General features: G+C 47.3%; 15 protein-coding genes and 1 pseudogene. 4 read left to right on the top strand and 12 right to left on the bottom strand.

Annotated features, from left to right (window positions below):
- Positions 1-4: 4 nt before the first annotated feature.
- The 12 genes and pseudogenes from QUA16_RS04500 to QUA16_RS04555 all read right to left on the bottom strand — a co-directional run bounded on the left by QUA16_RS04500 (position 5) and on the right by QUA16_RS04555 (position 10,720).
- Entirely contained in the window at positions 5-1,075 is a 1,071-nt protein-coding gene (locus QUA16_RS04500) for a contractile injection system protein, VgrG/Pvc8 family (RefSeq protein ID WP_333102182.1), read from the bottom strand.
- A 5-nt stretch (positions 1,076-1,080) separates the two neighbouring features.
- Positions 1,081-1,728, bottom strand: coding sequence for a CIS tube protein (locus tag QUA16_RS04505; RefSeq protein WP_333102183.1), 648 nt, complete (start codon positions 1,726-1,728; stop codon positions 1,081-1,083).
- On the bottom strand, positions 1,719-3,161 hold the full coding sequence (locus tag QUA16_RS04510) for a hypothetical protein (protein WP_333102184.1): 1,443 nt from the start codon (positions 3,159-3,161) through the stop codon (positions 1,719-1,721). The genes QUA16_RS04505 and QUA16_RS04510 overlap by 10 nt, the downstream gene beginning before the upstream one ends.
- Positions 3,162-3,171: 10 nt before the next feature.
- On the bottom strand, positions 3,172-3,633 hold the full coding sequence (locus QUA16_RS04515; protein ID WP_333102185.1) for a phage tail protein: 462 nt from the start codon (positions 3,631-3,633) through the stop codon (positions 3,172-3,174).
- A 22-nt stretch (positions 3,634-3,655) separates the two neighbouring features.
- Positions 3,656-3,808: pseudogene (locus QUA16_RS04520) on the bottom strand (DUF6760 family protein); the annotation flags it as partial.
- Between the two features lie 17 nt (positions 3,809-3,825).
- The gene (locus tag QUA16_RS04525) at positions 3,826-4,191 is read right to left on the bottom strand and encodes a phage tail assembly protein (protein WP_333102186.1); all 366 of its coding nucleotides are present in this window, start codon (positions 4,189-4,191) and stop codon (positions 3,826-3,828) included.
- A 14-nt stretch (positions 4,192-4,205) separates the two neighbouring features.
- Positions 4,206-4,661: a phage tail protein gene (locus tag QUA16_RS04530; RefSeq protein ID WP_333102188.1), complete on the bottom strand. Its 456-nt coding sequence runs from the start codon at positions 4,659-4,661 to the stop codon at positions 4,206-4,208.
- 24 nt (positions 4,662-4,685) lie between these two features.
- Positions 4,686-5,888 (bottom strand): phage tail sheath subtilisin-like domain-containing protein, encoded by a 1,203-nt coding sequence (locus tag QUA16_RS04535; protein WP_333102189.1) that lies wholly within the window; start codon positions 5,886-5,888, stop codon positions 4,686-4,688.
- Positions 5,889-5,913: 25 nt separating this feature from the next.
- Entirely contained in the window at positions 5,914-7,824 is a 1,911-nt protein-coding gene (locus QUA16_RS04540) for a phage tail sheath subtilisin-like domain-containing protein (RefSeq protein ID WP_333102190.1), read from the bottom strand.
- Positions 7,825-7,912: 88 nt separating this feature from the next.
- The gene (locus QUA16_RS04545) at positions 7,913-8,293 is read right to left on the bottom strand and encodes a carboxypeptidase regulatory-like domain-containing protein (protein WP_333102191.1); all 381 of its coding nucleotides are present in this window, start codon (positions 8,291-8,293) and stop codon (positions 7,913-7,915) included.
- Between the two features lie 4 nt (positions 8,294-8,297).
- Entirely contained in the window at positions 8,298-8,888 is a 591-nt protein-coding gene (locus QUA16_RS04550; protein ID WP_333102192.1) for a DUF4255 domain-containing protein, read from the bottom strand.
- A 284-nt stretch (positions 8,889-9,172) separates the two neighbouring features.
- Entirely contained in the window at positions 9,173-10,720 is a 1,548-nt protein-coding gene (locus QUA16_RS04555; RefSeq protein ID WP_333102193.1) for a metallophosphoesterase, read from the bottom strand.
- 804 nt (positions 10,721-11,524) lie between these two features.
- Between QUA16_RS04555 and QUA16_RS04560 the strand changes: the two genes are divergently transcribed.
- The 4 genes from QUA16_RS04560 (at position 11,525) to QUA16_RS04575 (ending at position 25,738) form a co-directional block, all read left to right on the top strand.
- Entirely contained in the window at positions 11,525-11,731 is a 207-nt protein-coding gene (locus QUA16_RS04560) for a hypothetical protein (protein ID WP_333102194.1), read from the top strand.
- A 402-nt stretch (positions 11,732-12,133) separates the two neighbouring features.
- Positions 12,134-19,810, top strand: a complete 7,677-nt coding sequence (locus QUA16_RS04565; protein WP_333181029.1) for an SDR family NAD(P)-dependent oxidoreductase — start codon at positions 12,134-12,136, stop codon at positions 19,808-19,810.
- 92 nt (positions 19,811-19,902) lie between these two features.
- On the top strand, positions 19,903-24,402 hold the full coding sequence (locus QUA16_RS04570) for an amino acid adenylation domain-containing protein (RefSeq protein WP_333102196.1): 4,500 nt from the start codon (positions 19,903-19,905) through the stop codon (positions 24,400-24,402).
- Position 24,403: 1 nt separating this feature from the next.
- Entirely contained in the window at positions 24,404-25,738 is a 1,335-nt protein-coding gene (locus QUA16_RS04575; protein WP_333102197.1) for an MFS transporter, read from the top strand.
- Positions 25,739-25,778 lie beyond the last annotated feature (40 nt).

The following is a 25,778-nucleotide window of genomic DNA, read 5'->3' on the forward strand; positions in this document are numbered from 1 at the left end:
GCCATTACGCCGCATTCCTCCTGACAGAAAATTCCGTTCGATATCCTAAATCTTCCGAATAAATATGAGTGACTGAAGTCAGATAATAAAAACCGCTAAAACGTTTACCCAAACCCGTAATTTCGATAGTATAACCGACACGAAACTCAGGATTTCCTTGACAAATCCCTTCGCCCGTAATATAAGCCAGAGCCATATCATTATACTGTCCTTTAGCTATTTGTTCTGCTTCCGCTTGACTTAATACAGGCTCATTAATAATAACATGAGTGGCTTTACCAAAAGCGCGATTAGTATTTTTTGGCCCGCTAGTGCCTCCTTTCATAGTAGTGGTTTCATCGCCAGCACCCGCTTTGCCAACCAGTGCTTTTTTCTGCTTCACATCCCAGGTATGCACTTCTACCTGTCCCACCTGGCTCATCGTACTCAAACGAGGCGAAAATTCTATTAAATTGTCGCTTCGATTGAGCGTCAAAACCTTTTGAGTATTATTTTGATGCGATCGAAAGAATAGGGTTTTGTCTTCTACTGTTACTTCATACCCAATGCGCTTAGCCCGTTGCTGGAGAAATTCTAAATCGGTTTGGTTGGCTTGTAAAATATATTCCAATTTTATACTGGTATCTTTAACTTTGCAACTAATTCCCTGTTCCCCAGCTATTTTACTAGCAATATCGCTATCTTTCATCTGGGTAAAAGAGCGAGTTTTACTGCCCCTTAATAGTCGGTGGCGCAAATCGTGGCCCCGCACCACTAAAGTCGGAGTTGCGGTTTGGGAAAATTCCGGTTCTAATCCGGTAATTTCTCCAACAATTAAAGTTTTTAAAGTGTTCCCGTAACCCATTTGAATTTCGACCGTATTCCCAATATCGAACAATTCACTATCTGCCCAAGTAATTTGGCTTTTTACCAGATTCCAGTTCACCAATTCCAGGGTAAACATAGCGGGTATGTCCAAATCTTCGGAAACGGTTACTGAGAGTAAATCTCCGACTGTTTCCATAGGTAAGCGGTTTCCTTTAATCAGGACGTTCAACTTGGGAACTAATGAGTCAACTCCACTGGGGTTAGGCACTGTAATTATTGCCTCCCTTGCGTAATGCTATCCGCACGCCTTGGCGGTATCGTCAAAGGCTTACCGGGTTCCAATAAACGCGGATTATCCATGTTATTTTCTTTGGCAATCAACCGCCACATAGCAGGATCGTTATATTCTTGCGCGGCGATGCTGCTGAGAGTTTCTCCTTGCTTAACAATCCGAATCGGGTCGTCTATTGGATTTTCAATCTTTTTTTGTTGTGTGGGGTCTTGCCACTCCTGAAAATTGCAACTTAATTTAGCAGCAACGGGAGTTCCATCTTCTAAAAAATGGGTAAGAGTTTTAGTTAAAGATTTAAGAATTCCCAGAGGCAATAAAACATTTTTACCCCAGATTATTTGACATAAAGGGGGTCTAGCATTTTTCCCAATCAGAGTTAAGCTGTAAATTTGCTTAGTATAGTTTTGAACGTTTTCTGGCGGATATTTCCCTAAAGTTGTAGTGTCAAAAAACAACTCAATGGTTAAAGTGGCTGGTGCGCGACTAACAACTAAGCCCTTCTTGCTATCTTCACTCCAACCTGTTTTGCTAATTGTCACTTGGTTGGGATTGAACAATGCTTGTATTTCTTTATTCGGTTTTCCTTGGGTTTGGTCTTCAATTAGAATTTTTAGTTTTTCTAGCGCCATCGTTTTTGTCCTCTTCGCTCACTTTCGATCGCCAGCCGTCGTATCAGTTTACGCTCTACTTTGTCTGCTAAACTATCCAGGTCAATCTGAGTTTGACTGCTTGTCTGAATAGGAGACGAATACTGTACTTGTATAGCTGAACTTGCAGAACTATTGGGAAAAGTGCTGGCAGAATTGTTAGTATCAGCATGGGGAACAGTTCTGGCGATCGCAACTTCAGTTACTTTTCTATGTTCTGCCTTATCTCCTGGGCGATATTGTTTAGTAACTAAATCATGACTCTCATTAGCTGCTACTGTTCTGTAGCTGGGTAATGGAGGAACAGACCATAAAAGTTGGGTATCCAATCCCTCCCAGCTAGGGACTATATTTGGCTTAACTAATAACTGTGAATTTCGTCCGGTTAACTCCGTCTTTTTTGCGCCCAACTCCTCCGTAGGAGTTAATAGCATATTTCGAGTTTGGGTAGCCTGACTTATAACTTTTACTGTAGAGCTATACCCTTCATTTGTCAATACCCGACCTGCCATTATTTCGCCAAACAAAGGAGCAGTTGGCGATGCCATTTCGGAAATCGATTCCGGCGTAAACTTAACTAGAGGAAGTGTTGATTCCCCCAGTTCGCTGCTAACTAACTTTCCGGGCCTACTGGGGGATAATATATCGGCAGATTGAGTGGCTGAGTCTAATTTTGCCTGAACAACAGGCAATTGGTTAACTGAGATTTTGGAAAACTCTAAGTTAGAAGTTGAATTTATCGGAGTAGCTGACTGATGCGACTGACCCATATTGTCTAAATTTCTTGAACCTGAACCAATATAAACCAAAGATTCTGCTGGTTCTTCGCTCACCCTATTCATTAGTAAATCTGACCGGGAATCTCTCTCAGAAAAATTCGATTCACTGTCCGAGACTAATTTAGTTTGAATAATTGAGCTTTCTTTATGCTGTATTATTGGAACATATAGAGTCTCTAAAATACTTTCAGGAACGTGATTTTGTTTTTTGTCGTTTACTTCACTTAGTTGTGAGCTTTGCCGAGGCAAGTTATCAAGTAAGGTTGATTCGCTACCAGGAGCAAACTTTGCTTGAATAATGGGTACTTGTTTTCGATGTACTTTCGGGATAGATGAAGTTTCTGAGAGATTGAGTTTTTCCCCAGTGTGGTCTGGACTAGGTAGAGGATGAGCGTAAACGAGGGGAAGATGATTCGCTGATTGAGTAGTTACACTAGACCAGCGCCGATCCATTTGTGCGAGTAAGGGTAGCCGATCGCTCAGTCGTTGCGATCGCGAAATAATTGCTCCTGCTAACACAGAAGTGTTAATCAAACCGGGCTGGACTAAAGGACGCAACAATCGCTGTTGCAATTGCCTATCAATAACGTCATGCCAAGTTAACGGTTTAGTTTTTGGTAATTGAGTTTGAGACATGAGCCAGGCCTTAGCGAGATTTGTTTGCAGGTGTATCAATACCCTGATGAATCAATTCCAGTTTTTCTACTGCTACTGTACCTGCATTAGTAGCATTGAATTGAGGTCCTGTCCACTTCACCGGATAAGCATTTTTAAAATGCCAAAGCTTCACCGTCTTTTCTTGGCGATCGCGCAACATAATTGTGCCGTTTTTTAACTCAATTTTGCCCAGTATTGTTGCTTCATACCAATTCCAAAGCGTGTCGCTGTCTGTTATTCCACGGCTAAAAATTAGATTTTGATATCGAACTCGTCTGGGGAATTGGTGAGTATATCCGTTCACTCCTCCTTCTTGGTAAGATTCTAATTCTATTTCGCTTTCTAACCCGGTAACTTCTGTAAATCCTCCAGCTATTAATCCTTCAATTTCAACAAAAAAGTTGTATGCCATGTAAGGATTAGATCGAACTCCTATGTTCTTACTTGCCACAGATTTTTCCTCGCTTACATAACTAAGGAATCAGTCTCAATCTCTCGTTTGACTTTTGATTGATTCGCATAACTTCAGCAACCCACTGCTGTCTTTCTCGGTGTTCAAATCTCATAATTTGTTCGTAAGACCAGTGAAAGTGATAGGCAATATAAGCTACCTCCTCAAGCAATCGTTCTGAGGGGTAGCAAACTACTCCCCCGCTGGCACAGTTTCAACCTCAAATTCTCCTTGACAATGAGGACAAGCAACGAGAAAGCGACTGTGACCGTTTTGGTTGATGCGCTGGTAGAAATCTTGCAAGTAAACCAAATCGGCAGAAAAGAGGTTTTCAATCATTTTCGGATTGATATGTTCGACATCTCCCAACCGAACGATCGTCCTGGAGAGAAGAATAATCACCAAATAAGCTGGATTTGATTGAACGCGCGGATCTCGCAGTGGTGCAATTTCGTCGAATGCAGTGGCCAATCGCATCGTTCCTTCTCGATGGAGATTACCTTCCGGGTCTATATATCCTTGAGGTAAAGTAAAGGGAAATTCAGTCTGCAGTGTCATTGGTGAATTTAAACTTACGACCATTTATCAACGCTGATGCCTTCATGGGCAATTTCTAAAGTCTCAACGGCCACTTCATTAGAAGTCGCATTAAAGTCAGGCCCCGACCAAGTGACAGGCCAGCAATGAGTTAAATTCCAGCGAATTTTTTCTTGACCTGTTTCATCTAAGAGAACAATGGATATATCTTTTCTGTACTCAGCACCCCCTTTCACTGTATTTTCCCGCCACTTCCAGAGTTCTTGATTATTGGTTGTACCTCGTTTGAGGGTGATATTGTTGTAGGTTACTAAACCTGGCAGTTTTCTAACAGTTGGCGGATCGGTTCCTTCCCGATATTCGGCAGGAGTTTGGGTGGAGTTGAGGCCGCTACATTCTCGAAAACCAGCATGGATAATGCCATTCCATTCAACCCAGAAGCGATAACTTAAATAGGGATCGGGTTTGTGGGGGGCTTTTAGATCTGGCATAGTGAATCCTCCTGTTCAAAATTATTAAGGTTGAGTCGTTGAATTAACTCCAGCCGTCCCGTGGATGAGACGAACGACAATAAATTCGTTGGGTTTAGTCGGTGCTAATCCAATTTCCGTGACAACTGTGCCGATATCGCGCATTTCTGGCGGATTAGTTTCGCTGTCGCATTTAATGTAAAACGCTTCTTGGGGAGTTCGTCCTTGCAATGCGCCTTTTCGCAGTAATGATTCTAAATAAGTGGTTAATTCGCGTTCAATACGCACCCACAATTTGAAATCATTTGGCTCGAAGACAACATCCTCTAAGTTTCTCTCTATCCAGCGAAGAACGGTTAAGAATAATCGCCGGACGTTAATATATTGCCAATCGGGATTTTGGCTTAAAGTGCGGCCTCCCCAAATGCGAATTCCTCGACCTTTGAAGACGCGCAAGCAGTTTATGCTTGGTGGCTCATTTGAGTTGTTCTTTGAGTTTAATGCGTCTTGCTCATCGCTAGACAAGGAAACGCTCAAATCTAAGACTCCTTCTAAGGGATAATTAGCTGGAGTCTGAGGAAAACCATAGGTGCGATCGCTTTGAGCATAAATTCCAGCAATATGACCGCAAGGCGGAACTTCTATAAGTTTCTGGGTAGCTGGGTCCAAAACTTTAATCCAGGGGAAGTACAAAGCACCGTTATTGCTTTGCAGGCCATCTCTTTGTTTGGTTATTTCCTTTTTATCAGGCAGTGAGTCCAGAATAGCAAAGCGATCGCCCATCTTATCGCAATGATCCAGAACAAGTTTCTGCATCTCTAGTCGGTGCGATTCCCAATTTTTATGTATTTCTGGACTTTTCCTCATATCTGAACTTTCCATCATAATATCTGGAGCGCAAACCAAATCGATGGTGTCCAGAGATTCTATTGCTGCAAATCCTTGTTCAAGTGCTTCTTTTTTTGCCTCTTGTAGAGGAACCACATAGCACAGACGACCTCCGTTTTCAAAAAAACCGCGTACTGCATGAGCAAGGTAACTTCCAGATGACGCCTGACCAAAGAATTGCTCAAACTGTGGCCAAAGCTTTAATAGCTTCGGTTGATTAGCATTTTTATGTTCGGCATCTTTAACCTTCGTCACACCCAAGAATGCAGGGACTCCTGTAATTAACTCGGGAGAAGGGGCAGGAAATATTTCCTCCAGGTAGACACCTGGTGTTGTACGTCGTTTTTGCTCCGTCAGCATTTTAACTTTCCCTGGAAAATCGCTACTATTTACCTGGCCCAGACCACTGACTGAGATTGAAGATGACAAACTCTGCCGGTTTGACTATAGCCACACCAATTTCAGTTATAACTTGGCCTTGTTCGCGCAATTCAGGTGGATTGGTTTCTTCATCGCATTTAACGTAGAAAGCTTGTTCTGGTGTACTGCCAAACAGAGCACCGCTCCGCCAAACGGTCATCAGAAAAGAAGTCACATTGCGACGGATTTTCGCCCAGAGTTCCGGAGAATTCGGCTCAAACACTGTCCACTGAGTCCCCTGGTCGATCGACTTTTTCAGATAGTTAAATAAGCGACGGACATTGATATACTTGAACTCGCCATTCTCATCGCCTCCAATGGTGCGCGCGCCCCACACCCGAATATTGCCGTTGAGATTGCGAATGCAGTTGATTCCTTGGGGATTTAGACCGTCTTGTTGACTTTTGCTGAGATTCTGCTTGAGTCCCAGCGCTCCCAACACAATTTCATTTGCTGGTGCTTTATGAACCCCCCTTTGTGCATCTACGCGAGCGTAAATTCCAGCAATGTGACCGCTGGGCGGTACATATATCAGTCCATCCCCATCCGGATTCGCCGTTTTTGTAGCTGGGTCAAAAACTTGAATCCAAGGGAAGTAGAATGCAGCATAGTTGGAGTTAGCAGGCTTCTTGTTCGTAATATCTGCGCTCGTATCGTTTTCGCCACAATCTAAGATAGCAAAGCGATCGCCTATTTTCTGGCAATGAGTAATGATGGCACTGCGAACCAATTCCGAGGTAATTCCAGGTGCAGCAACCATAGAAATTTCATCGATCGCTTCCAATTTTTCTAAATTGTCAAATATCTCACTTACTGTTTTGACAACCATGACATAGCAGCGAGTTCCACCGTTGTTAAAAAAACCATAAACTGCATGGGCTAGCTGTTTTTGGCCTTCATCTTGAGAAAAATCTCCAAATAAATTTTTGAACTCATTAAAATTGGTACACAGTTTCACTTTCACTTTTTCTTGTGCTGCATATATTTCAAATTTGGGGAAAGTAACTTGGTAATCGACAGTAACAATTTTTACCTGATTATCCGAAACAACTAAACTTATAACGCTTTTAGGTATTGTGAGTTTGGCTATCTTCTTCACTGGGTCATTTTCCAGCTTGACCTCTGGCCGATCGCTAATACTTATATCGGGCTTTCCATCAATTTTGATTGTAAATGTACTTTGTGTGGTGTTAACTGGGTAACGTTTGAGCGTAAAATCTTTGTCTTCGCCATTAGGCGCTACAAGTTTACCAATTAGCTCATTAGTCACTTGGTTGGCCAAGACTTTATACTTAATTATGAAGTCATCGTTCGGTGCCAGTGGCGGTGTGAATATAACTTTATTACCCAATTCTATTTTAACTTGGTTTTCTGTTAACTTATTATCGCCAACCCATATTTCCCAATCACCAAGCAGATCAGGCTTACTTTCCCACAGAAATTCTGTTACTACATCCTGACCGATATAGTCGATTTTTACTGGCTTGCTAATGTTCGGCGCTACCCGGAAATTGATTGTATATATTGTCTGTTCATTCTGGGGAGGGGTGACGGTAAAATCTGAGTTATTAAATATATTATGATCATCCATAATAATTTGATTAATCTGGATTTTTTTGTTAATAACTGTAGAAGGCGACCATGTATATATTCCATCTTCACTCCCTTTTTTGGAAAGTGTCTGATTTTCTAAGACTATTGGTGACTTCTTCACTGAAAACTTCTGTTGAGTCTCAATGATAGGCGCAGTAGGAATAGTAATCGTATCGGACACAATACCGATAAAAGCGGCTGTGCTAGTTCCCGCCCCAGCAATGGGAGCAGAACCGGAAGAAACTTCTTTTACATATACACCGGGAGAGAGATACGTTGTCATTGGAGTTACTCCTTTATAGAATTGGACTCAATTTCATTCAGTTTGGTTCGGCTGAGAGCTTATCAACCCAAAAATTGCCTTGGCTAAGTTATTTAACTTTTGGCTTGTCTTCTGGAGTTAATTGAAAATTCTGAAGCTCCAGTGTTTCACTCTGGCTCAATTTTACACTTCGGTCAACTGGTTTGTAACCTTGAGCAGAAACTTGAATAGTAAGAAGCGTATATTCTCCATCGGGCAAGTTTATCAAGCAAAAGCATCCGTCAACAGCGGTTAGAGTTTTGTCAGGACGCTTAACGATCTTTTCCCAACTCTTACCATACTGGAGAGCGTGCAAATCGAGCCAATTTTTGAATTTCTCTGGCATTTGGGTAATTTCCACTAAGACCCCAGGAATTGCTACTTCAGTTTCAGCATCTATAACTTGTCCTGCGATCGCCACCCGATTTTTTGTCTGTTCCTTTGCTGACATAATTTTATTCTCCTAATTGAGAATAATTTATTATCGACTCCTGCACGAGCTTTCCAGCTTCTACAGGTTCATGGACATCTACCGCAATGGTAACAGTGTAGCTCAGGATTGCTTTGGGCTTTCCTCCCATCACTTGCCAGAATTCAGACCAATTTTGGGATTGAGGTGGACGCAAAGCCATTGTTCGCAACGGAGGTTCTTTTCCCTGGAGACTACCACGCAAAAACTCATTGGGAATTTTGGGGTAGCGCATCAGTATCTTCATAACATCACCTAAAAAATGGTGTTCCTGTTTAATCTCCTTGTTTGCACACCAAACTGTAATTAAATATGAACAATCAACTCTAACAGGCGGCGGATATTTGAGCGCACTACCATTATTTTGACGTTCTACGATCCACTCATTGCTACGCAATTCTAGGTTTTCTCGAATGTCATAGAGAAACAGGTTAATCGTAGTAGCAACTGCATCTATGCTGCTAGCCACCTCCTTATCAGGGGCAGCAAAGCTAATTCCAAAATCAGTAGACTTCCATTTTCGAGAAAGTTCTTGACTGAGTAATTCTTGCAGAGTTTCATCTAAGTCTTGAATCATTGATTTAAGCGATGTCTCGCACCGTGTCACTACCGACCACTAGAACAAACTAAACAATTTATTTTTTTTTGCGAATCGACAAGGGTAATATAGATTTTTTTCAGGAGCATAAGGGGCAAATATAATACAAGTGACTTTCCAGTCCTCTTGAGTTAAACCTTGATTAACTATTTTCAGTAAATCACGCATTAGTTCGCCTTTGTGGTAAGTTTGCTCCATCCCAAAAAATATTGACTTGAGCGGCACGCAGGCATAGGTTCCTGCGTCGAATGTCCGCTTCCTCATTACAAGACAAATTTCACAAAAAATGGATGACCTAGCTTTTTAACTTGATTTAGATCGCCCCAGCTATCGCCCCCACTCTTGGTATAGAAGTTGGCTCCCGAGCAATTGTTGTTTATTGAAGATAAACTCACCAGATTGCTAGCAGTTGGGCACTGATAAGTCAAATTTATTTCTCTCCCTTGAGCCGAATATTTTGCCCAACCCTCTGAACCATTGGTTCCCAGATAATCTTGCAGCCAGAACCTTCCCTGTTCTCCGCGACTTATCTTTTGAGGAGGAGCAACTATATAATGTCCGTGTTTTGGTTTTGGTTCATATTCAAGTAAGTCCAGATCGCAGTTGCCTTGAGTGTTATCGATAATTAAATAACAAGAAAAATCAAATGGCGCAGCTACTTTAGTTTCTTCAGCCTCAGCCGCTTGAATAGTGTAGACTTCTCGCTCCTTGACTACTTGAAAAACTGCAGCATGGCAATCATCCGTATCAACGATAAGGAAAGTAGGATGCTTTTTAGAGAGGTCGCGTTTTGAAGGACAATTGAAGCCAGTATTAAAATACTTGATTAAAGAATCCTTCAGTCCAGAAATAGGCTTGTGGGTGTGTCCCATAATAACTAGCTCTGCCCCCACTTCAAAGGCTAGCTTTTGTGCGAACCAGCCCATAAAAGTCCCATTTAAATCGGCTGTAGCCGATTTAGACGTAGTAATTCCATCTGATTTGCTTTGCCATTCAGACCACAAATTGCGATAAATATTTTTAGCTTCTTTGATGCTAGTTTCTGTGTTGTTTGCCATGCGAATAGGGTGTGTTTCTTCTAGCCCTGTCAATGTAACTATATAGTTGAGAACTGTTTCAGCTACGGAATCATTAACTGAATTTACAAGATTGTCTAGGCAAATGCCATTCGGCTCGCCAGAAGCATCTAAGTCAGCCACGGTTTTACCAGGTTCAAGATGCCGTTGCCACTTATAAGCCATAGCGCGGGTAATAAATTGACCTAATGGCAATGGTTTGAGTGAATTGTTACTATTATTGTAAGGAGCATTAAACATCGTGTAGAGATGCCCGTGCGTGCAAACAATCCTGTGGTTGCCGTTGCCTAAAGGGTAGTAAATGTCATCAGGCGATAATGTAATTTTGTAGCCATTTGGATTTGGAATATTGTCCAAGTCACTTTGTGTAATGGTCATGTCGTGATTGCCACGCACATAGGTGATTTTCCCCTCCAGTGCAGTTAAAACTTCACTTAACTTGCCACTAGAACTAAAAATCTTTGGGTTGGCAGCCATAATCTCATCAAAACTAGGGGGCTGTTCGTCAGGCGGATAAGTCCAAAAATCCACAATATCGCCCAGAAGAATTAGTTCTCGAATTGATTGAGAATTTTCGATGACCCAATCTAGAACAGCTATTAAATACTCCTCGTGAATGCCCTTTTGATACCATACTGTAGGCGCATTCGTTCCAATGTGAATGTCGCTTAATACGACTATTTTAGTCTTTGACATAGTTTTTACCTTGTTTACCATATCAGTTGGGTTGCCCATCCACTTTATGCAGCAACCATAAAGAAAATCTCCAGACTCCTGTCACTGCTGCCAAAATATTTGACCATATCTCACGATCGCTCCTCGCTTTCTGAAAGGATAGATGCGTGAAAATTCAATTTTTTATCCTCAACCTGGTAACGATGCAATACCTGCTGACAGAGGCAATACTTTTTCGCAGTTAGTTGGGAACAAGCTAACTGTCTTCTATCTTTCGATAGACAAACTCTATTTCTTTAGATAGAGCTTGTCAAGGGGGTCTCACCCTTTTTTTGGTTATTTATATTAAGAAAATCTACAGACTGTAAAAATTTAACGCCTATTCGCAAACAATGCCGTCTGAAGCGAATGAGCGATCGCCATCTAACTCTATGACTGTCACAATCTTGGAAATTTAACGAGTTTGCGACATTTGAAGCAACGAAAAGTCGAGGTTCGATCCTTGGAAAGACAGCTATAGGGTAATCTGTCATCTCCTTAAAAACCGCCTGTAAGAATGCCCCTCTAGCAATCTTTTCGCTTAGGCGGCTTTACGTTTTATCGTTATACGGGTACGAAGCGATCGCTTCTCTTATGACGTAAAAACGCCAGTTCCAGAATTTTGCGTGCATTTTTCTAGCGCCCTCCTGACGGCCCGCACCCCAACTTTTGCCCTAAACGGGTATCCCCAAATCTTGCTTAAGTCAGGAAACGTTGATTTTTTCTATCCTTTTTCTGGTTCTTCATGCAAACTTTATGTTCTTGCCCTTGACAAGCATTTATCTATAGAGGTAAATTAACTATGTCTTTAGGCAGGTGACAAAAATGAAGCTGTTAAAAAGTAGCGACCTACAAAGGAACCGAGGGTGTACAGGTTTACTTGCAAATAAAGACAGCGGCGTTGCTGCATCTTGGCTTCGAGAACGGGCGATCGCACATTCGCGATCGATCGCACCTACCATTCGACTGTCGAACGCTTGCTCCCGCCTTTCCAATAGTGGCTTGATTCAGAAATTGGTGTCCTATTATTAGGACGAGTTTGCCCGAAAATATTTGACGCTGAAAAGGCGCTGCAAATTCGATCCAATAAAATTCCCTGCGTTCTGCATCTAAAAAAATCAAAAGACAGGAATTTTGTAGGAATTTCTCTAATGTTCAAGAAAGCGCAAGCGTCCCATTTTTGTCAAGAACCTTCGTAGTAAAAGAGCATTCGCATTACAAATCATTGGGTTTGACCAATAGATAATTCACCAGGACGGAACACATCGGCTTTGGCGATAGCTTGCCGTGCCTGGATTATAGAGCCTTGACTTTTTCTTATAATTTTTCGGCATCTGCTGCCCCAGAAGCCGATCGCATAACCGCTATTTCTTGCCCCCGATTAACTAACAACTTCTTAGGAACACTTTAATGACTCAAAATACATCAGAAAACATGAATACCTCGCAAAAAGAACCGATCGCTATTATCGGGATGGGTTGCCGCTTCCCTGGCGGTGCCAACAGCCCAGAAGCTTTCTGGAAACTGCTGCGAGATGGCGTGGACGCCATCACCGAGGTGCCCTCCGATCGCTGGAACTTAGATAATTTCTATGACCCGGAAGGGACAAAACCGGGAAAAATCCGAACCCGGTGGGGCGGCTTCGTAGATAAAATAGACGAATTTGATGCGGAATTTTTCGGGATTTCACCGCGAGAAGCCTCTTGCATGGACCCGCAGCAACGGTTGCTGCTGGAGGTAGCTTGGGAAGCGTTGGAAGATGGGGGGCAGGTGCCGGAAAATCTGGCCGGGTCAAAAACAGGAGTGTTTATTGGCATATCGAGCAGCGATTACCACGACATTCAATTAAGTGTGAGCGATCGCGACTCGATTAACGCTTACACAAATTTAGGCGGCGTTCAGTGTGTCACAGCCAATCGCATCTCCTATATTTTGAACTTCAAAGGGCCGAGTATGGCCGTTGACACCGCCTGCTCCTCTGCGCTGGTTGCAGTCCATCTGGCTTGTCAAAGTATCTGGAATGGAGAGTCGGCGCTGGCAATAGCAGGCGGCGTAAATGCCATGCTCAAACCAGAAATAACCATAGGATTCTCGAAGGCATCTATGCTCTCTCCTGATGGGCGTTGCAAAACGTTCGACGAGCGAGCCAATGGTTATGTCCGCGCCGAGGGAGCCGGTGTCGTTCTCTTGAAGCCTTTATCTCAAGCGCTTGCAGACAAAGATCCGATTTATGCGGTTATCCGAGGCAGTGCCGTCAACCAGGACGGTCAAACCAATGGCATCACAGTTCCCAGCGGACAAGCTCAAGAAGCCGCTATCCGGGAAGCCTGCAAGCTTGCAGGCATTTCACCAGAGCAAATACAGTATATCGAGGCTCACGGCACCGGCACGCCTGTGGGCGATCCGATTGAAGCAAACGCGCTGGGAAATGCGATCGGGAAAAATCGGTCTGCTGGAGACTACTGCACTATCGGTTCGGTAAAGAGCAACATCGGACATTTGGAATCAGCGTCAGGTGTTGCTGGATTAATCAAACTAGCCCTAGCTCTAAAGCACCGACAGATTCCGCCCTCTCTGCATTTTGAGACACCCAATCCCAAAATTCCATTTGAGGAATTGCGGTTGCGCGTGCCGACTGCCCTAGAACCTTGGCCCAATGGAAAGGGGCCGCGCCTTGCTGGCATCAATTCTTTTGGATTTGGCGGCACTAATGCCCACATAGTGGTCGCAGAAGCCCCTGAAAATGCTGGAGGCGGAATTAATCCCAACTCCCAAATTCCAAGTTTTAAATCTTTTTTATTGCCCCTGTCAGCTCGCTCTGAAGAAGCACTTAAGGCATTAGCAGCAGCTTATAAAGACTTTTTAACCACAGAAGATTTCTCACTCTCCGACATCTGCTACACAGCCCGCCTGCGCCGAGGTCATCACAGCCACCGACTGGCAGTGGCGGGGAATTCCAAAGAAGAACTAACAGAAAACCTGTCAGCGTTTTTAGCTGGAGAAACTCGCACCGGAATGTCTTCCGGTCGCTCATTTCCAGACTCCGAGCCCAAACTGGCTTTTGTGTTCTCCGGCATGGGACAGCAATGGTGGGCGATGGGGCGGACGTTGCTGTCAGAAGAACCCGTATTCCGAGAAACTATTCAACGGTGCGACGAATTGCTGCGGCAATATGCTGATTGGTCGCTATTAGAAGAACTAACGGCATCCGAGGAAAACTCTCGCATCAACTCTACCCAAATCGCTCAGTGTGCGATTTTTTCCGTGCAAGTCGCGATCGCTGCTTTGTGGCGCAGTTGGGGCATTATCCCTGAAGCGATTGTCGGTCACAGTGTTGGGGAAGTGGCAGCCGCCCACGTTGCCGGCGTTCTGAGTCTAGAAGATGCCATCCGGGTGATTTTCCACCGCAGCCGGTTGCAAGCAAAAACGGCAGGGACAGGGAAAATGCTAGCCGTCGGCCTGTCGTTAGAGTCAGGTACTCTGGTTCTCGCCGGATATGAAGATCGGGTTTCTGTAGGAGCCGTCAACAGCCCGAGTTCCGTCACCCTATCCGGAGATGGCAGTGTTTTGGAAGAAATTGCCAAATCTTTAGAAGTGAAAGAAATTTTCTGCCGGTTCCTGCAGGTGGAAGTGCCTTATCACAGTCCCTTGATGGAGCCTCTAAAGGCAGAATTAGCAGAGTGCCTGCAAGGAATTAACCCCCAAGCAGCTAATATTCCCCTATTCTCCACCGTCACCGGCCAGCAGGTTGAAGGGCCAGAAATTGATGGGGTCTACTGGGGGCAAAACATGAGGAATCCGGTGCTGTTTGTCACAGCAGTAGAGGAACTATTGCAAGCCGGGTATGACCTATTCCTAGAAATTAGCGCTCATCCAGTCCTGACCAGTTACATCTCTGAGTGCGCTGCCAACCAAAGCAAAACAGTAGCGACACTGCCTTCGCTGCGGCGCAAAGAACCGGAACAGGTTGTGATGTTGGGCTCGTTTGGCAAGCTCTACACGCTGGGATATCCGGTAGATTGGCACCGATTCTATGCAGAAGGTCAGTTCGTTCGCCTGCCGTCCTATCCGTGGCAGCAAGAACGCTACTGGAACGAGTCCGAAGAATCACTGCAATCTCGGCTGGGACTTTCTTACCAGAGAACGGTGCTGGGAGTGCCGGTACACCCGCTGCTGGGAAGCCGTCTGGAATCGCCTCAGCCGCAGTGGAATGCAACGATAGACTTGCACCGCCTCACTTATCTGGATGACCATCGCATCCAAGGAGCCGTGGTGTATCCAGGGGCAGCTTATATAGAAATGGCGCTGGCTGCTGCCAAGGAAATTTTCGGTCAAGGGTCTTATGTTTTAGAAGACCTTGAATTTCACAAGGCGCTGTTTTTAGCAGATGAACCGTCAACACTTCAGTTGAGTGTCGATCGCCAGGGTCAAACCTCTTTCGACATCCACAGTCAAGTCAAAGGTGAAGAATCGTTGTGGGTGAGACACGCAACTGGCAACTTGCAAAGGTTACAGAATGGCCACGCCCCCAACCCGGTTATATTGGATGAGATTCGCAGTCGGTGTACTGAAGAGATTTCCAAGAGCGATCTATATCAGCAGTTCCAGGAAATGGGACTGGAATATGGCCCGAATTTTCAGGGGATCGAGCAACTCTGGAGTGCTGAATCTGAAGCGATCGCACTCCTACAACTTCCTGAAGGGCTAGAGAAAGAAGTCAAAGAGTACCAGTTGCATCCGGCTCTTTTGGATGCTTGCTTTCAGGTTCTTATTGGCACCGTATCATCCAACGGAACCTACCTGCCGGTTCAGATAAAACGACTTCGCGTTTACAGTCCTCCCGGATCTCAAGTGTGGAGTTACGCCCGTCTGGTGGAGCAAAACGAGCGGCAGATTAAGGGAGACATTCAACTGCTGGATGAAACTGGCAACGTGCTGGTAGAAATTCAGGGATTCTGCTGCAAGTCCCTAGGAAACGCGCAGGAGGTTACAGAAAAAGAGGATTATCTCTACAAATACCAATGGGAATTGAAAACACACCCCGGAACCGGGCGAGCTCGCCAGCCTGCTGATTATCTGCCCTCTCCCCGGCTTCTCGCCGACAGTGTGCAAAACGGAGCGGCTCGCTTAAGCATGCAATTAGGACGAAAGCATTACTATTCGACGGTAGAGCCGCAAATAAATGTTTTGTCTGCCGCTTACATTGTCAAAGCCCTCGGACAGCTCGGCTGGCAGCCACAATTGCTGACTCCCATAAGCGTAGAAACTCTTGCCCAGCAACTGGGCGTAGTATCCCAACATCACCGTTTGCTAGGGCGAATGCTGGAAATTCTGCAAGAAGATGGCGTGCTGCGTCGAGTAGAGAACGAGTGGGAGGTTTGCCAGGTTCCAGAATTCAAAGAACCGCAGGAGATTTGGAAAGCCCTTTTGACTCGATTTCCTGCCTATCAAGCCGAGTTGATGCTGCTCTTGCGGTGCGGCGATAAATTGGCAGAAGTGTTGCGGGGTGAAGTCGATCCGCTGCAACTGATTTTCCCGGAAGGTTCTCTGGCAACATCTGAGCATCTGTACCAAGACTCGCCCACTTTTCGTATCTATAACCTTTTAGTGCAGAAGGCGATACGGGCGGCACTGGAGCGCTTACCGTCAGGACGAAAAGTGCGAATCTTAGAAATTGGTGCGGGGACGGGCTCAATGACATCCTACGTGCTGCCTGTGCTACCAGCAAAACAGAGCGAATATGTCTTTACGGACATTACCCAAGTATTCGCCACCACAGCCCAGCAGAAATTTACCCATTATCCGTTCATTGAGTACCGGGTTTTGGATATTGAAACCGACCCAATTTCTCAGGGATTTGACGCCCATTCCTTCGATTTGATTCTGGCATCAGACGCACTGCACGCTACTCGTGACTTGCATCAGACTCTAGAAAACGTCAAGCAGCTTCTAACATCTGAGGGATTGCTGGTGCTTCTGGAATTGACAAATGCCCCGCGCTGGGTCGATCTGGTTTTCGGAATGCTCAAGGGCTGGTGGCTGTTTTCCGATCTCGACTTGCGCTCAGCACACCCGCTGCTTCCAGAGCCAAAGTGGCAAGATTTGCTCTCCAAGGTCGGGTTTGAGGAAGTGGCTAGCATTTCAGATACAGATGGGACAATTGATTCCGTGCATACAGTGTTTTTGGCTACTGGCCCTCAAGTTCAGCCAGAAACTCAACCTGAGCGAACTGTAACCGCGAAACCCGAACAGCAGGGAAGCTGGCTGATTTTTGCCGATCGCTCTGGGGTTGGGCAGCAGTTGGCAGTCGCACTCAAAGAATGCTCAGAAACTCCCATTCTCATCGAGCCTGGAGATGGCTTCAAGCGCCTTGATGCCAGCTTTTTCCAAATCCGCCCAGAAAATCCAGAGGATATGCAGCAACTCCTAGAGGCTGTTAGTGTCTCTGAGCCTGCCTGTCGTGGGATAGTTCACCTGTGGAGTCTGGACATAACGCCGATGGAGGAAACCACAGTTGCTTCTCTAGAAGATTCGCTCCCACTGGGCTGTCTCAGTGTTTTGCACCTGGTTCAGGCGTTGGAGCGAGTAGGGAGTTCCCCTCGTCTTGTACTGGTAACCAAAGGAGCGCAGGCGGTAGGAGAATCAGTCAAATCCGTTTCGGTGGCTCAGTCTCCCTTGTGGGGTTTAGGTCGGGTGATAAATAATGAATTTCCCAATCTCCAGTGTACGAAGGTGGATATTAGCCCCGTCGGCTCCCCCACAGAGATTCAGTCGCTTTTTGCTCAATTGTGGTCAGATGAAGGGGAAGATGAAATCGCCCTGCGGGGGGAAGCACGGTATGTCCATCGCCTGATCTCGGTGTCGCCTGCCGATATTACCCCAGAAAAGAAAAAGGTTGTAACTGTAGAGTCTCAACCGTTCCGTTTAGAAATCTCCAAACCTGGAATTTTAGACAACCTGACGCTGCGAGCGATTGAACGCCCCAAACCCGGGCCGGGAGAGGTTGAGATTCAGGTTTGTGCGGCGGGTCTCAACTTCAAAGATGTCATGGCAGCAATGGGGATGCTATCAGACGAAGCTTTAGAAGGGGGCTACTCAGGGCGATCGCTTGGCTTAGAGTGTGCCGGCATTATTACTGCTATTGGTTCTGGCGTTGAAGGGTTTGAGATAGGCTCCGAAGTTATCGCCTGCGCCCCTCACAGTTTGAGCAGTCATGCGCTCACAGATGCTCGCTTGGTGGTACGCAAGCCCGCACATATCAGTTTTGAAGAAGCGAGTACGATTCCCGCCGTTTTCCTCACAGCTTACTACGCCCTGCACGAATTGGGGCGAATCCGTAAGGGTGAGCGGGTTCTCATTCACGCTGCCGCAGGGGGTGTGGGTCTTGCCGCCATCCAACTGGCCCAAAAAGCTGGCGCAGAGATTTTTGCCACAGCAGGCAGTCCCGAAAAACGGGAATTTCTGCGATCGCTCGGCGTCCATCATGTCATGGATTCCCGCTCCACCGCGTTTGCTGATGAAGTAATGGAACTCACCAGGGGCAAAGGAGTTGATATTGTCCTCAATTCTTTGGCGGGAGAGGCCATTCCTTTAAGCATCTCTGTACTCGCAGCCTACGGACGTTTTATCGAAATCGGCAAGCAGGATATCTACGGAAACAGCAAGCTGGGGCTGCGACCTTTTCGGAATAATCTGTCGTTTTTCGCTGTGGACGTAGACCGTATGTTCCGCGATCGCCCTGATTTTGCCAGGGAGCTATTCCGGGAATTAATGAAATACTTTGAGGAGCAAACTCTCCACCCGCTTCCTCACCGAGTCTTTTCTATCTTTAAAGTGCGAGACGCCTTCCGCTACATGGCGAGGGCATTGCACATTGGCAAAATTGTGCTGTCTTTGCAAGACCCAGATGTAGTGGTAGCTCCCGCAACAGACGCAACACAGGAGAAAGTGACATTTCGCGCTGATGGAACTTATTTGATTACCGGCGGACTCGGTGGGTTTAGTTTAGCCGTGGCTCAGTGGCTGGTGAAAAACGGTGCTAAACACCTAGTATTGATGGGACGCAGCGGTGCCGCCTCACCAGCCGCCCAGTCAGCCGTAAAAACCTTGGAGTCAGCAGGCGCGAACGTGGTAGTTGCCAAAGCAGATGTGAGCCAAGCTCTTCAGGTGGCTGATGTTCTGAGTGACATTGAGCAGTCCATGCCGCCGTTACGGGGCATTATCCACGCGGCTTTGGTTTTGGACGATGGTGTCCTGCTGCAACAGAACCAGGAACGATTCCAGAAAGTAATGGCTCCCAAGGCGATCGGGGCCTGGAACTTGCACGCGCAGACATTGAATGCACCTTTGGATTTCTTTATCAATTTCTCCTCGTTTGCTTCAGTAGTGGGAAACCCAGGACAGGGAAATTATGTGGCTGCCAGTGCTTTTCTGGATGCACTGGCGCACCACCGCCGCGCTATGGATCTGCCAGCTCTGACCGTCAACTGGGGAATGATTGCCGATGTTGGTTACGTTGCTCAGAACGCAGAAGTAGGCGAGCATCTAGGCCGGATCGGAGCTAAACCACTGCTGTCGCAGCAAGCGCTCTCCGTTCTAGGAGAATTGCTTCTTCTTGAGGCCGTTCAGACAGGGGTGATATCTATGGACTGGCAGCAGTGGTGTCAGTTTCATTCAGCGGGGGCATTACCGCGATTCTCTCAGTTGCTAAGAGAAGAAGCCATTTCTGAAGAACCAGGTTCTTCCAGCAGCAATAAAGGAGATTCGCTCTACAACGCCCTCATGGCAGCGGAACCGGCAGAGCGCCAGCAGTTATTGGAGTCTCGTCTGTGCGAACAAGTTGCACGAGTATTGGGAACTTCTGCCGCCAAGCTGGACAATTCCACCCCACTAACCAATTTTGGACTTGACTCCTTGATGGCAGTGGAGCTGAGTAACCGCATCAAGAGCGATCTGAGTGTAGACGTGCCCACAATGAAACTCATGCGGGGTCCGAGCATTTCTCAACTCGCAGAGCTATTGCTAGAGCAATTAGCATTGACGCAGATAATCATGTCAGCGCCCCCATCTTCTGAACTCAATGAGGACGAGGAAGAGGAAATGGAGCTGTAAAATTGCCTCCGCTTCATTAAGACTTTGAACAGCTCCCCCCATCCTTGGCAGGAGCTGTTCCGTACAAATTGTTAACAAACCACACGCACTCTATGAAATTTAATCACTTTGTGGATGAACTCTCCCAACGAGGTGTAAAATTGTGGTTTGATGCAGGTCAGTTGCGCGTTCGCGCTCCCAAAGGAGTCCTGACCCCGGAGCTGCGCGATCTAATGGCTGAGTACAAGGCAGAGCTGCTTGCGTTGGTGCAACATAGCAACGCGATCGCAATTGAGACTGAACTCCTCTTTGTACCTGTCTCGCGAGAGGGGGACTTACCTCTGTCTTTTGGCCAAGAGCGACTCTGGTTCAAGAACCAGATCGATCCAACTAACCCCTCTTACAATGAATTCGCAACCTTGCGCCTAAAGGGTTCCCTGAATACCGAAGCGTTAGAGCGGAGTATAAACGAGATTATTCGCCGTCACGAAGTATGGCGTACCACGTTCAGGGAAGTTGACGGACAACCGATTCAGATGATTGCCTCAACCCTGAAGCTTGCAATGTCCCTCATAGACTTGCGGCAGCTTCCGAATGACGAACGAGAGATTGAAATCCAACGATTAGCCACAGACCTAGTTCACTGTCCCTTCGACTTAGCTGCGGGTCCCTTATTGCGCGTCCTGCTGTTGCAGGTAGAGCGAGATGAACATATATTAATACTCAATGCACACCACATTATTTGTGATGGTTGGTCATCTGGCATATTTTTCCGAGAGTTAGCAGCACTCTACGAAGCCTTTTGTAGTGACAAGCCTTCACCGCTACCGGAACTGACCCTACAGTACGCGGACTTCGCTCACTGGCAGCGGCGGTGGTTGCAGGGACTGACACGATCGTCCTACTTAGCTTACTGGAAAGAAAAACTCCAAGGCGCTCCCTCTATGTTGGAACTGCCGACGGATCGACCGAGACCTCCTGTTCAAACTTTCCGGGGGGCGCATCAATCCATGCCGCTCTCAAAAGAGCTGAGTGAGGCACTTGCTAACTTGAGCAAACGGGAAAACGTCAGCCTGTTTATGACGCTCCTCGCAGCATTCCAAATATTGCTATACCGCTATACAGGGCAAGCGGATATCTGCACAGGCACGCCGATTGCTAACCGCAATCGCCTTGAAATTGAAGGATTGATTGGATTTTTTGTCAACACGCTCGTATTGCGTACCGACCTCAGCGGGAACCCCAGCTTCCTAAAATTACTGTTGCAAGTGCGGGAAGTGGCGCTGGGTGCTTACGCTCATCAGGATTTGCCCTTTGAACAGTTGGTGGAGGAATTGCAGCCGACGCGCTCCTTAAGTCACACGCCTCTGTTTTCGGTGATGTTCGTATTCCACAATGTTCCATTAATTCCTTCAGAACTTCCCGGTTTAACTGTCAGTCCATTTGAGGTGGAAAACTTCACGGCGAAATTAGACTTGACTTTATCTTTTGAAAACACTCGGGAAGGACTGATAGGGTTATGGAAATACAACACTGACTTGTTTGATGCAGTCACAATTGCTCGCATGGCGGGGCATTTTCAAACTCTGCTAGAGGGGATTGTTGCCAATCCCGATCGCAGGCTGTCAGAGTTACCCCTGCTCACTGCTGCAGAAAAACATCAGTTGTTGGTGGAATGGAACGACACCGAAGCGGATTACCCCAAACACCTGTGTCTCCATCAGTTATTTGAAGCACAAGTTGAACGCACCCCGGATGCCGTAGCGGTGGTGTTTGAAGACAATCAACTCACCTACCGCGAGTTGAACGCCAAAGCCAATCAATTGGCGCACTATCTGCAAAAATTGGGTGTCAAACCGGAGCTGCTGGTTGGCATCTGTGTAGAGCGCTCCTTAGAAATGATGGTGGGGCTGCTGGGTATTCTCAAAGCCGGTGGCGCTTACGTCCCCCTAGACCCCGCCTTCCCCAAACAGCGACTGGCTGCTATGCTGGAGGACTCTCAGGTGCCGCTGCTTGTAACAAGCTCGCACTTAGTTGACGGACTTCTCACTCGCCAGACCGATGCGGTTTGCTTGGACACAGACTGGGAGACGATCGCTCACGAAAGCCAGGAAAACCCAGTAAGTGTTGTGACGGATAAACATCTGGTTTATGTAATTTATACTTCAGGCTCCACCGGCAGCCCCAAAGGAGTGGCGATCGAACACCGGCAGCTTCTCAATTACCTGCACAGCATCCAGCAAATACTCAACGTGCCAAATGCGAGTTTTGCCACCGTTTCTACCTTTGCAGCCGACTTGGGCAACACGGTAATTTTCCCCGCATTATGTGGCGGTGGATGCCTGCATATCATCTCCCAAGAACGGGCAACCGATCCTAAAGCCCTAGCGGCATATTTTCGCCAGCACGCGATCGACTGCCTTAAAATCGTTCCCTCTCACCTGAAAGCGCTCCTCGCCGAAACCGCATCAATTTTGCCTCGCAAGCGGTTAATTTTGGGTGGCGAAGCGCTGAGTTGGGAGTTAGTAGAGAAAGTGTGGGAATATGCGCCAGACTGCCTAATTTTCAACCACTACGGGCCAACAGAAACCACCGTCGGCGTACTGACTTATCAGGTAGAGCGCCAGAAAGTGAGGCATGATTCTCAAACGGTTCCTCTCGGTCGCCCCATATCAAACGCCGAGATTTATATCCTTGATTCCCACTTCCAGCCGATGCCTGTTGGCACTGCCGGTGAACTGTATATCGGCGGTGCCGGTTTGGGGAGAAGCTACCTCAACCGCCCAGATTTAACTCAAGAAAAATTCATTCTCAATCCCTTTAGCAACAACCCTGATTCCCGCCTTTACAAAACCGGCGATCGGGTTCGCTATCTCCCCGACGGCAACATCGATTTTCTCGGTCGCCTTGACAACCAAGTAAAAATTCGCGGCTTCCGCATCGAACTCGGAGAAATCGAATCCCTGCTGGCGCAACACCCCGATGTGAACTCAGCAGTCATTATTGTCAGGGAAGACACTCCTGGTAACAAGCAACTCGTGGCTTATGTCGTCTCCAAGCTCATTCCAGATCGCATCCCTTATCACAGTGAATGCCAACTAGAACTAGACGGCAACGCCATCAAACTCCACACAGCGGATATCTCCACCGGCGGCGTCGGTCTGGCGGGGGTGCCAGCGATCGATGAAGGTAGGAGCGTCCGCCTGCACTTGCAACTGCCTGAAGAGAGCTTCCCGCGCTGGCTTTGTGGGACAGTAGTTTGGTCGCGTCCCCCACACGCCGGGGTTCGCTTTCATCTTACGCCGAACGAACAGGCATTAGTTGACCAAACTGTATCATATTTGTTGGAAATTCAAGGCTTGTGGAAAACTTTGCAGCGCACAGTAACTCGCAACCTGCGCGACTACCTGAAACAAAAGCTACCTGATTACATGATACCGAGCGCGTTTGTGCTGATGAAAGCGCTACCCCTGACAGCCAATGGCAAGGTAGACCGACGCTCCCTCAAAGCACCGGATACATCCCCTATCACTCCAGAAATCACCTTCATCGCACCTCGCAGCCACCTGGAAATGCAACTGGTACAAATCTGGGAAGATGTTCTGAATGTCTATCCCCTTGGAGTCCGGGACTGTTTCTTTGAACGCGGCGGTCATTCTCTTTTAGCAGTCCGCCTGATGGCTCTTATTCAGCAGCAATTCGCAAAATATCTGCCCCTGGCAAGCCTTTTCCAGAACTCCACAATCGAACACCAGGCAAGTCTTCTGCTCCAGCAAACGGATTCTGTGCCATCCTCTCCCTTGGTCGCGATTCAGCCCGCTGGGAGTCAGCCACCTTTCTTCTGTGTCCACCCCGTTGGTGGCAACGTCCTCTGCTATTTCGAGCTCGCCCGTCATCTGGGGAAGGAGCAACCCTTTTACGGCTTGCAATCCGCCGGTTTCAATGGCGAACACGAACCCAAAACCTGCATTAAGGACATGGCAGCTCACTATATTGAAGCCCTACAGGCCATTCAGCCCTCTGGGCCTTACTATTTGGGAGGCTGGTCTTTGGGCGGTGTTGTGGCTTTTGAGATGGCACAGCAGTTGCGCTTTCGGGGAGAAGAAGTCGCCCTTCTAGCCTTAATAGACAGCTATACACCGGCTGTTATTAACTGGTATGAGGACATGGATGAGGCTTCGCTGTTAGTTCATCTTGCCAGGGATATGGGGGGTCTGTTCGGTAAGGATCTGCCTCTATCCGCTGATGAATTGCGAGAACTCCCACCAGAGGAGCAATTGAACTACATCCTAGAGCGCTCTAAAAATCTCAATATTTTGCCGCCCGAAGTCAGCTTAGAACAAATGCGCCACTTGATGCGGGTTTTCCAAGCTAACAGGGAAGCCATGTTGAGCTACATCCCCCAGCCCTATCCGGGTAAAATTGCCCTCTTGTCTGCTAGCGAGAAACCGCTGCAAGTAAAGCTTGATCCAACCCAAGGCTGGGGTGAATTAGCAACTGGCGGCTTAGATATCCACCCAATTCCAGGCGACCACTACGCCCTTGTCCGAGACCCCCACGTTCAGCTTTTAGCTCAACAGCTTACAACTTACCTCAAGGCAGGGAATCAATAAAATGGCAAAACGCCCTGTAGCTCAAGGAATGCGAGTTTTCCTCCTCGTCTGGTGCGGACAGCTTATCTCCCTGATTGGGTCGGGTCTGACTAAGTTTGCCCTTGGTGTGTGGGTCTATGAAAGCACCGGCTCAGTCACTCAGTTCGCTCTCATTTCTGTGTTTGCTAGGCTACCGGCGATCCTACTCTTTCCCGTCGCTGGTGCCCTAATAGACCGATGGAACCGCCGCTGGGCAATGATTCTGAGTGATTCCGGTGCCAGTTTGAGTACAGTAGCCGTCGCCCTTCTGCTAGTTACAGGTCGCCTGGAAATCTGGCACATCTATCTAGCGGTCGCAGTCAGTTCTGCCTTTAGCGCCTTCCAATGGCCAGCCTATACCGCTGCCACCACCCTACTGCTTCCCAAACAGCAGATGGGTCGCGCCAGCGGGATGATTCAGCTAGGAGAAGCGGCCGCCCAGTTTATCGCGCCGATGCTTGCGGCTGGACTTCTGAGCGTCATCCACCTTCAGGGCATCATCCTCGCCGACTTTGCCACTTTTCTGTTTTCCTTAGTAACCCTACTGAGCATCCGCTTTCCTGATGCCAAGACATCCACTGTCAGGAAACCGGGCGCTCTTAGCCTGGTGCGAGAAATGGCTGACGGCTGGACTTACATCACCGCTCGACCGGGACTGCTGGGGCTGCTGATTTTCATCGCTGCCAGCAACTTCGCGATCGGCATCGCTCAGGTGTTGTTCGCACCGCTAATCCTAGCTTTCGCACCAGTCGCTGTGCTCGGCACTGTGCAGTCTATTGCTTGCGGCGGCATGGTAGTCGGGAGCATTATGATGAGCGTTTGGGGAGGCCCGAAACGCCGTGTTTACGGGGTATTTGGCTTTGAGATGCTGCTCGGTCTGAGCATTTTCTTGCTGGGAGTGCGAGCTTCCATTCCCCTGATTATGCTGGCTGGGTTTGGTGCTTATTTCAGCGCCGCAATTTTCTTGAGTTCCACCCAAGCAATTTTGCAGACCAAAGTCGCACCAGAGGTGCAGGGCAGGGTTTTTGCTGTTCGACGCACGATCGGTTGGTCTTCCTACCCGCTGGCTGCTCTCGTTGCCGGCCCTCTAGCCGATCGCATCTTTGAACCCTTAATGGCTGTCAACGGTTTGTTAGCAGGAAGCATCGGACAAATAATCGGCACAGGCACAGGTCGCGGCATTGGTCTGCTGTTTGCGATCTCAGGCGCGATGGTCATGCTAGTAACTGTTGCAGGCTACCAGTATCCTCGCTTGCGGCTACTGGAAGATGAACTGCCGGATGTTATTGCTGGCGAACCTGCTGCCAAAACCCAGTAAGGGCATGGGAAAGAATAATCCCACCAATTACCTTTTTCCC

This window comes from Microcoleus sp. S13_C3 (assembly GCF_036700905.1).
In the GTDB taxonomy this organism is placed as follows: Bacteria; Cyanobacteriota; Cyanobacteriia; order Cyanobacteriales; family Microcoleaceae; genus Microcoleus.

Excerpts from the sequence above, each read along its gene's own strand:
- QUA16_RS04505 (WP_333102183.1), bottom strand. The coding sequence starts at position 1,728 with ATGGCGCTAGAAAAACTAAAAATTCTAATTGAAGACCAAACCCAAGGA.
- QUA16_RS04510 (WP_333102184.1), bottom strand. The coding sequence starts at position 3,161 with ATGTCTCAAACTCAATTACCAAAAACTAAACCGTTAACTTGGCATGAC.
- QUA16_RS04525 (WP_333102186.1), bottom strand. The coding sequence starts at position 4,191 with ATGACACTGCAGACTGAATTTCCCTTTACTTTACCTCAAGGATATATA.
- QUA16_RS04530 (WP_333102188.1), bottom strand. The coding sequence starts at position 4,661 with ATGCCAGATCTAAAAGCCCCCCACAAACCCGATCCCTATTTAAGTTAT.
- QUA16_RS04535 (WP_333102189.1), bottom strand. The coding sequence starts at position 5,888 with ATGCTGACGGAGCAAAAACGACGTACAACACCAGGTGTCTACCTGGAG.
- QUA16_RS04540 (WP_333102190.1), bottom strand. The coding sequence starts at position 7,824 with ATGACAACGTATCTCTCTCCCGGTGTATATGTAAAAGAAGTTTCTTCC.
- QUA16_RS04545 (WP_333102191.1), bottom strand. The coding sequence starts at position 8,293 with ATGTCAGCAAAGGAACAGACAAAAAATCGGGTGGCGATCGCAGGACAA.
- QUA16_RS04550 (WP_333102192.1), bottom strand. The coding sequence starts at position 8,888 with ATGATTCAAGACTTAGATGAAACTCTGCAAGAATTACTCAGTCAAGAA.
- QUA16_RS04555 (WP_333102193.1), bottom strand. The coding sequence starts at position 10,720 with ATGGGCAACCCAACTGATATGGTAAACAAGGTAAAAACTATGTCAAAG.
- QUA16_RS04560 (WP_333102194.1), top strand. The coding sequence starts at position 11,525 with ATGAAGCTGTTAAAAAGTAGCGACCTACAAAGGAACCGAGGGTGTACA.
- QUA16_RS04565 (WP_333181029.1), top strand. The coding sequence starts at position 12,134 with ATGAATACCTCGCAAAAAGAACCGATCGCTATTATCGGGATGGGTTGC.
- QUA16_RS04570 (WP_333102196.1), top strand. The coding sequence starts at position 19,903 with ATGAAATTTAATCACTTTGTGGATGAACTCTCCCAACGAGGTGTAAAA.
- QUA16_RS04575 (WP_333102197.1), top strand. The coding sequence starts at position 24,404 with ATGGCAAAACGCCCTGTAGCTCAAGGAATGCGAGTTTTCCTCCTCGTC.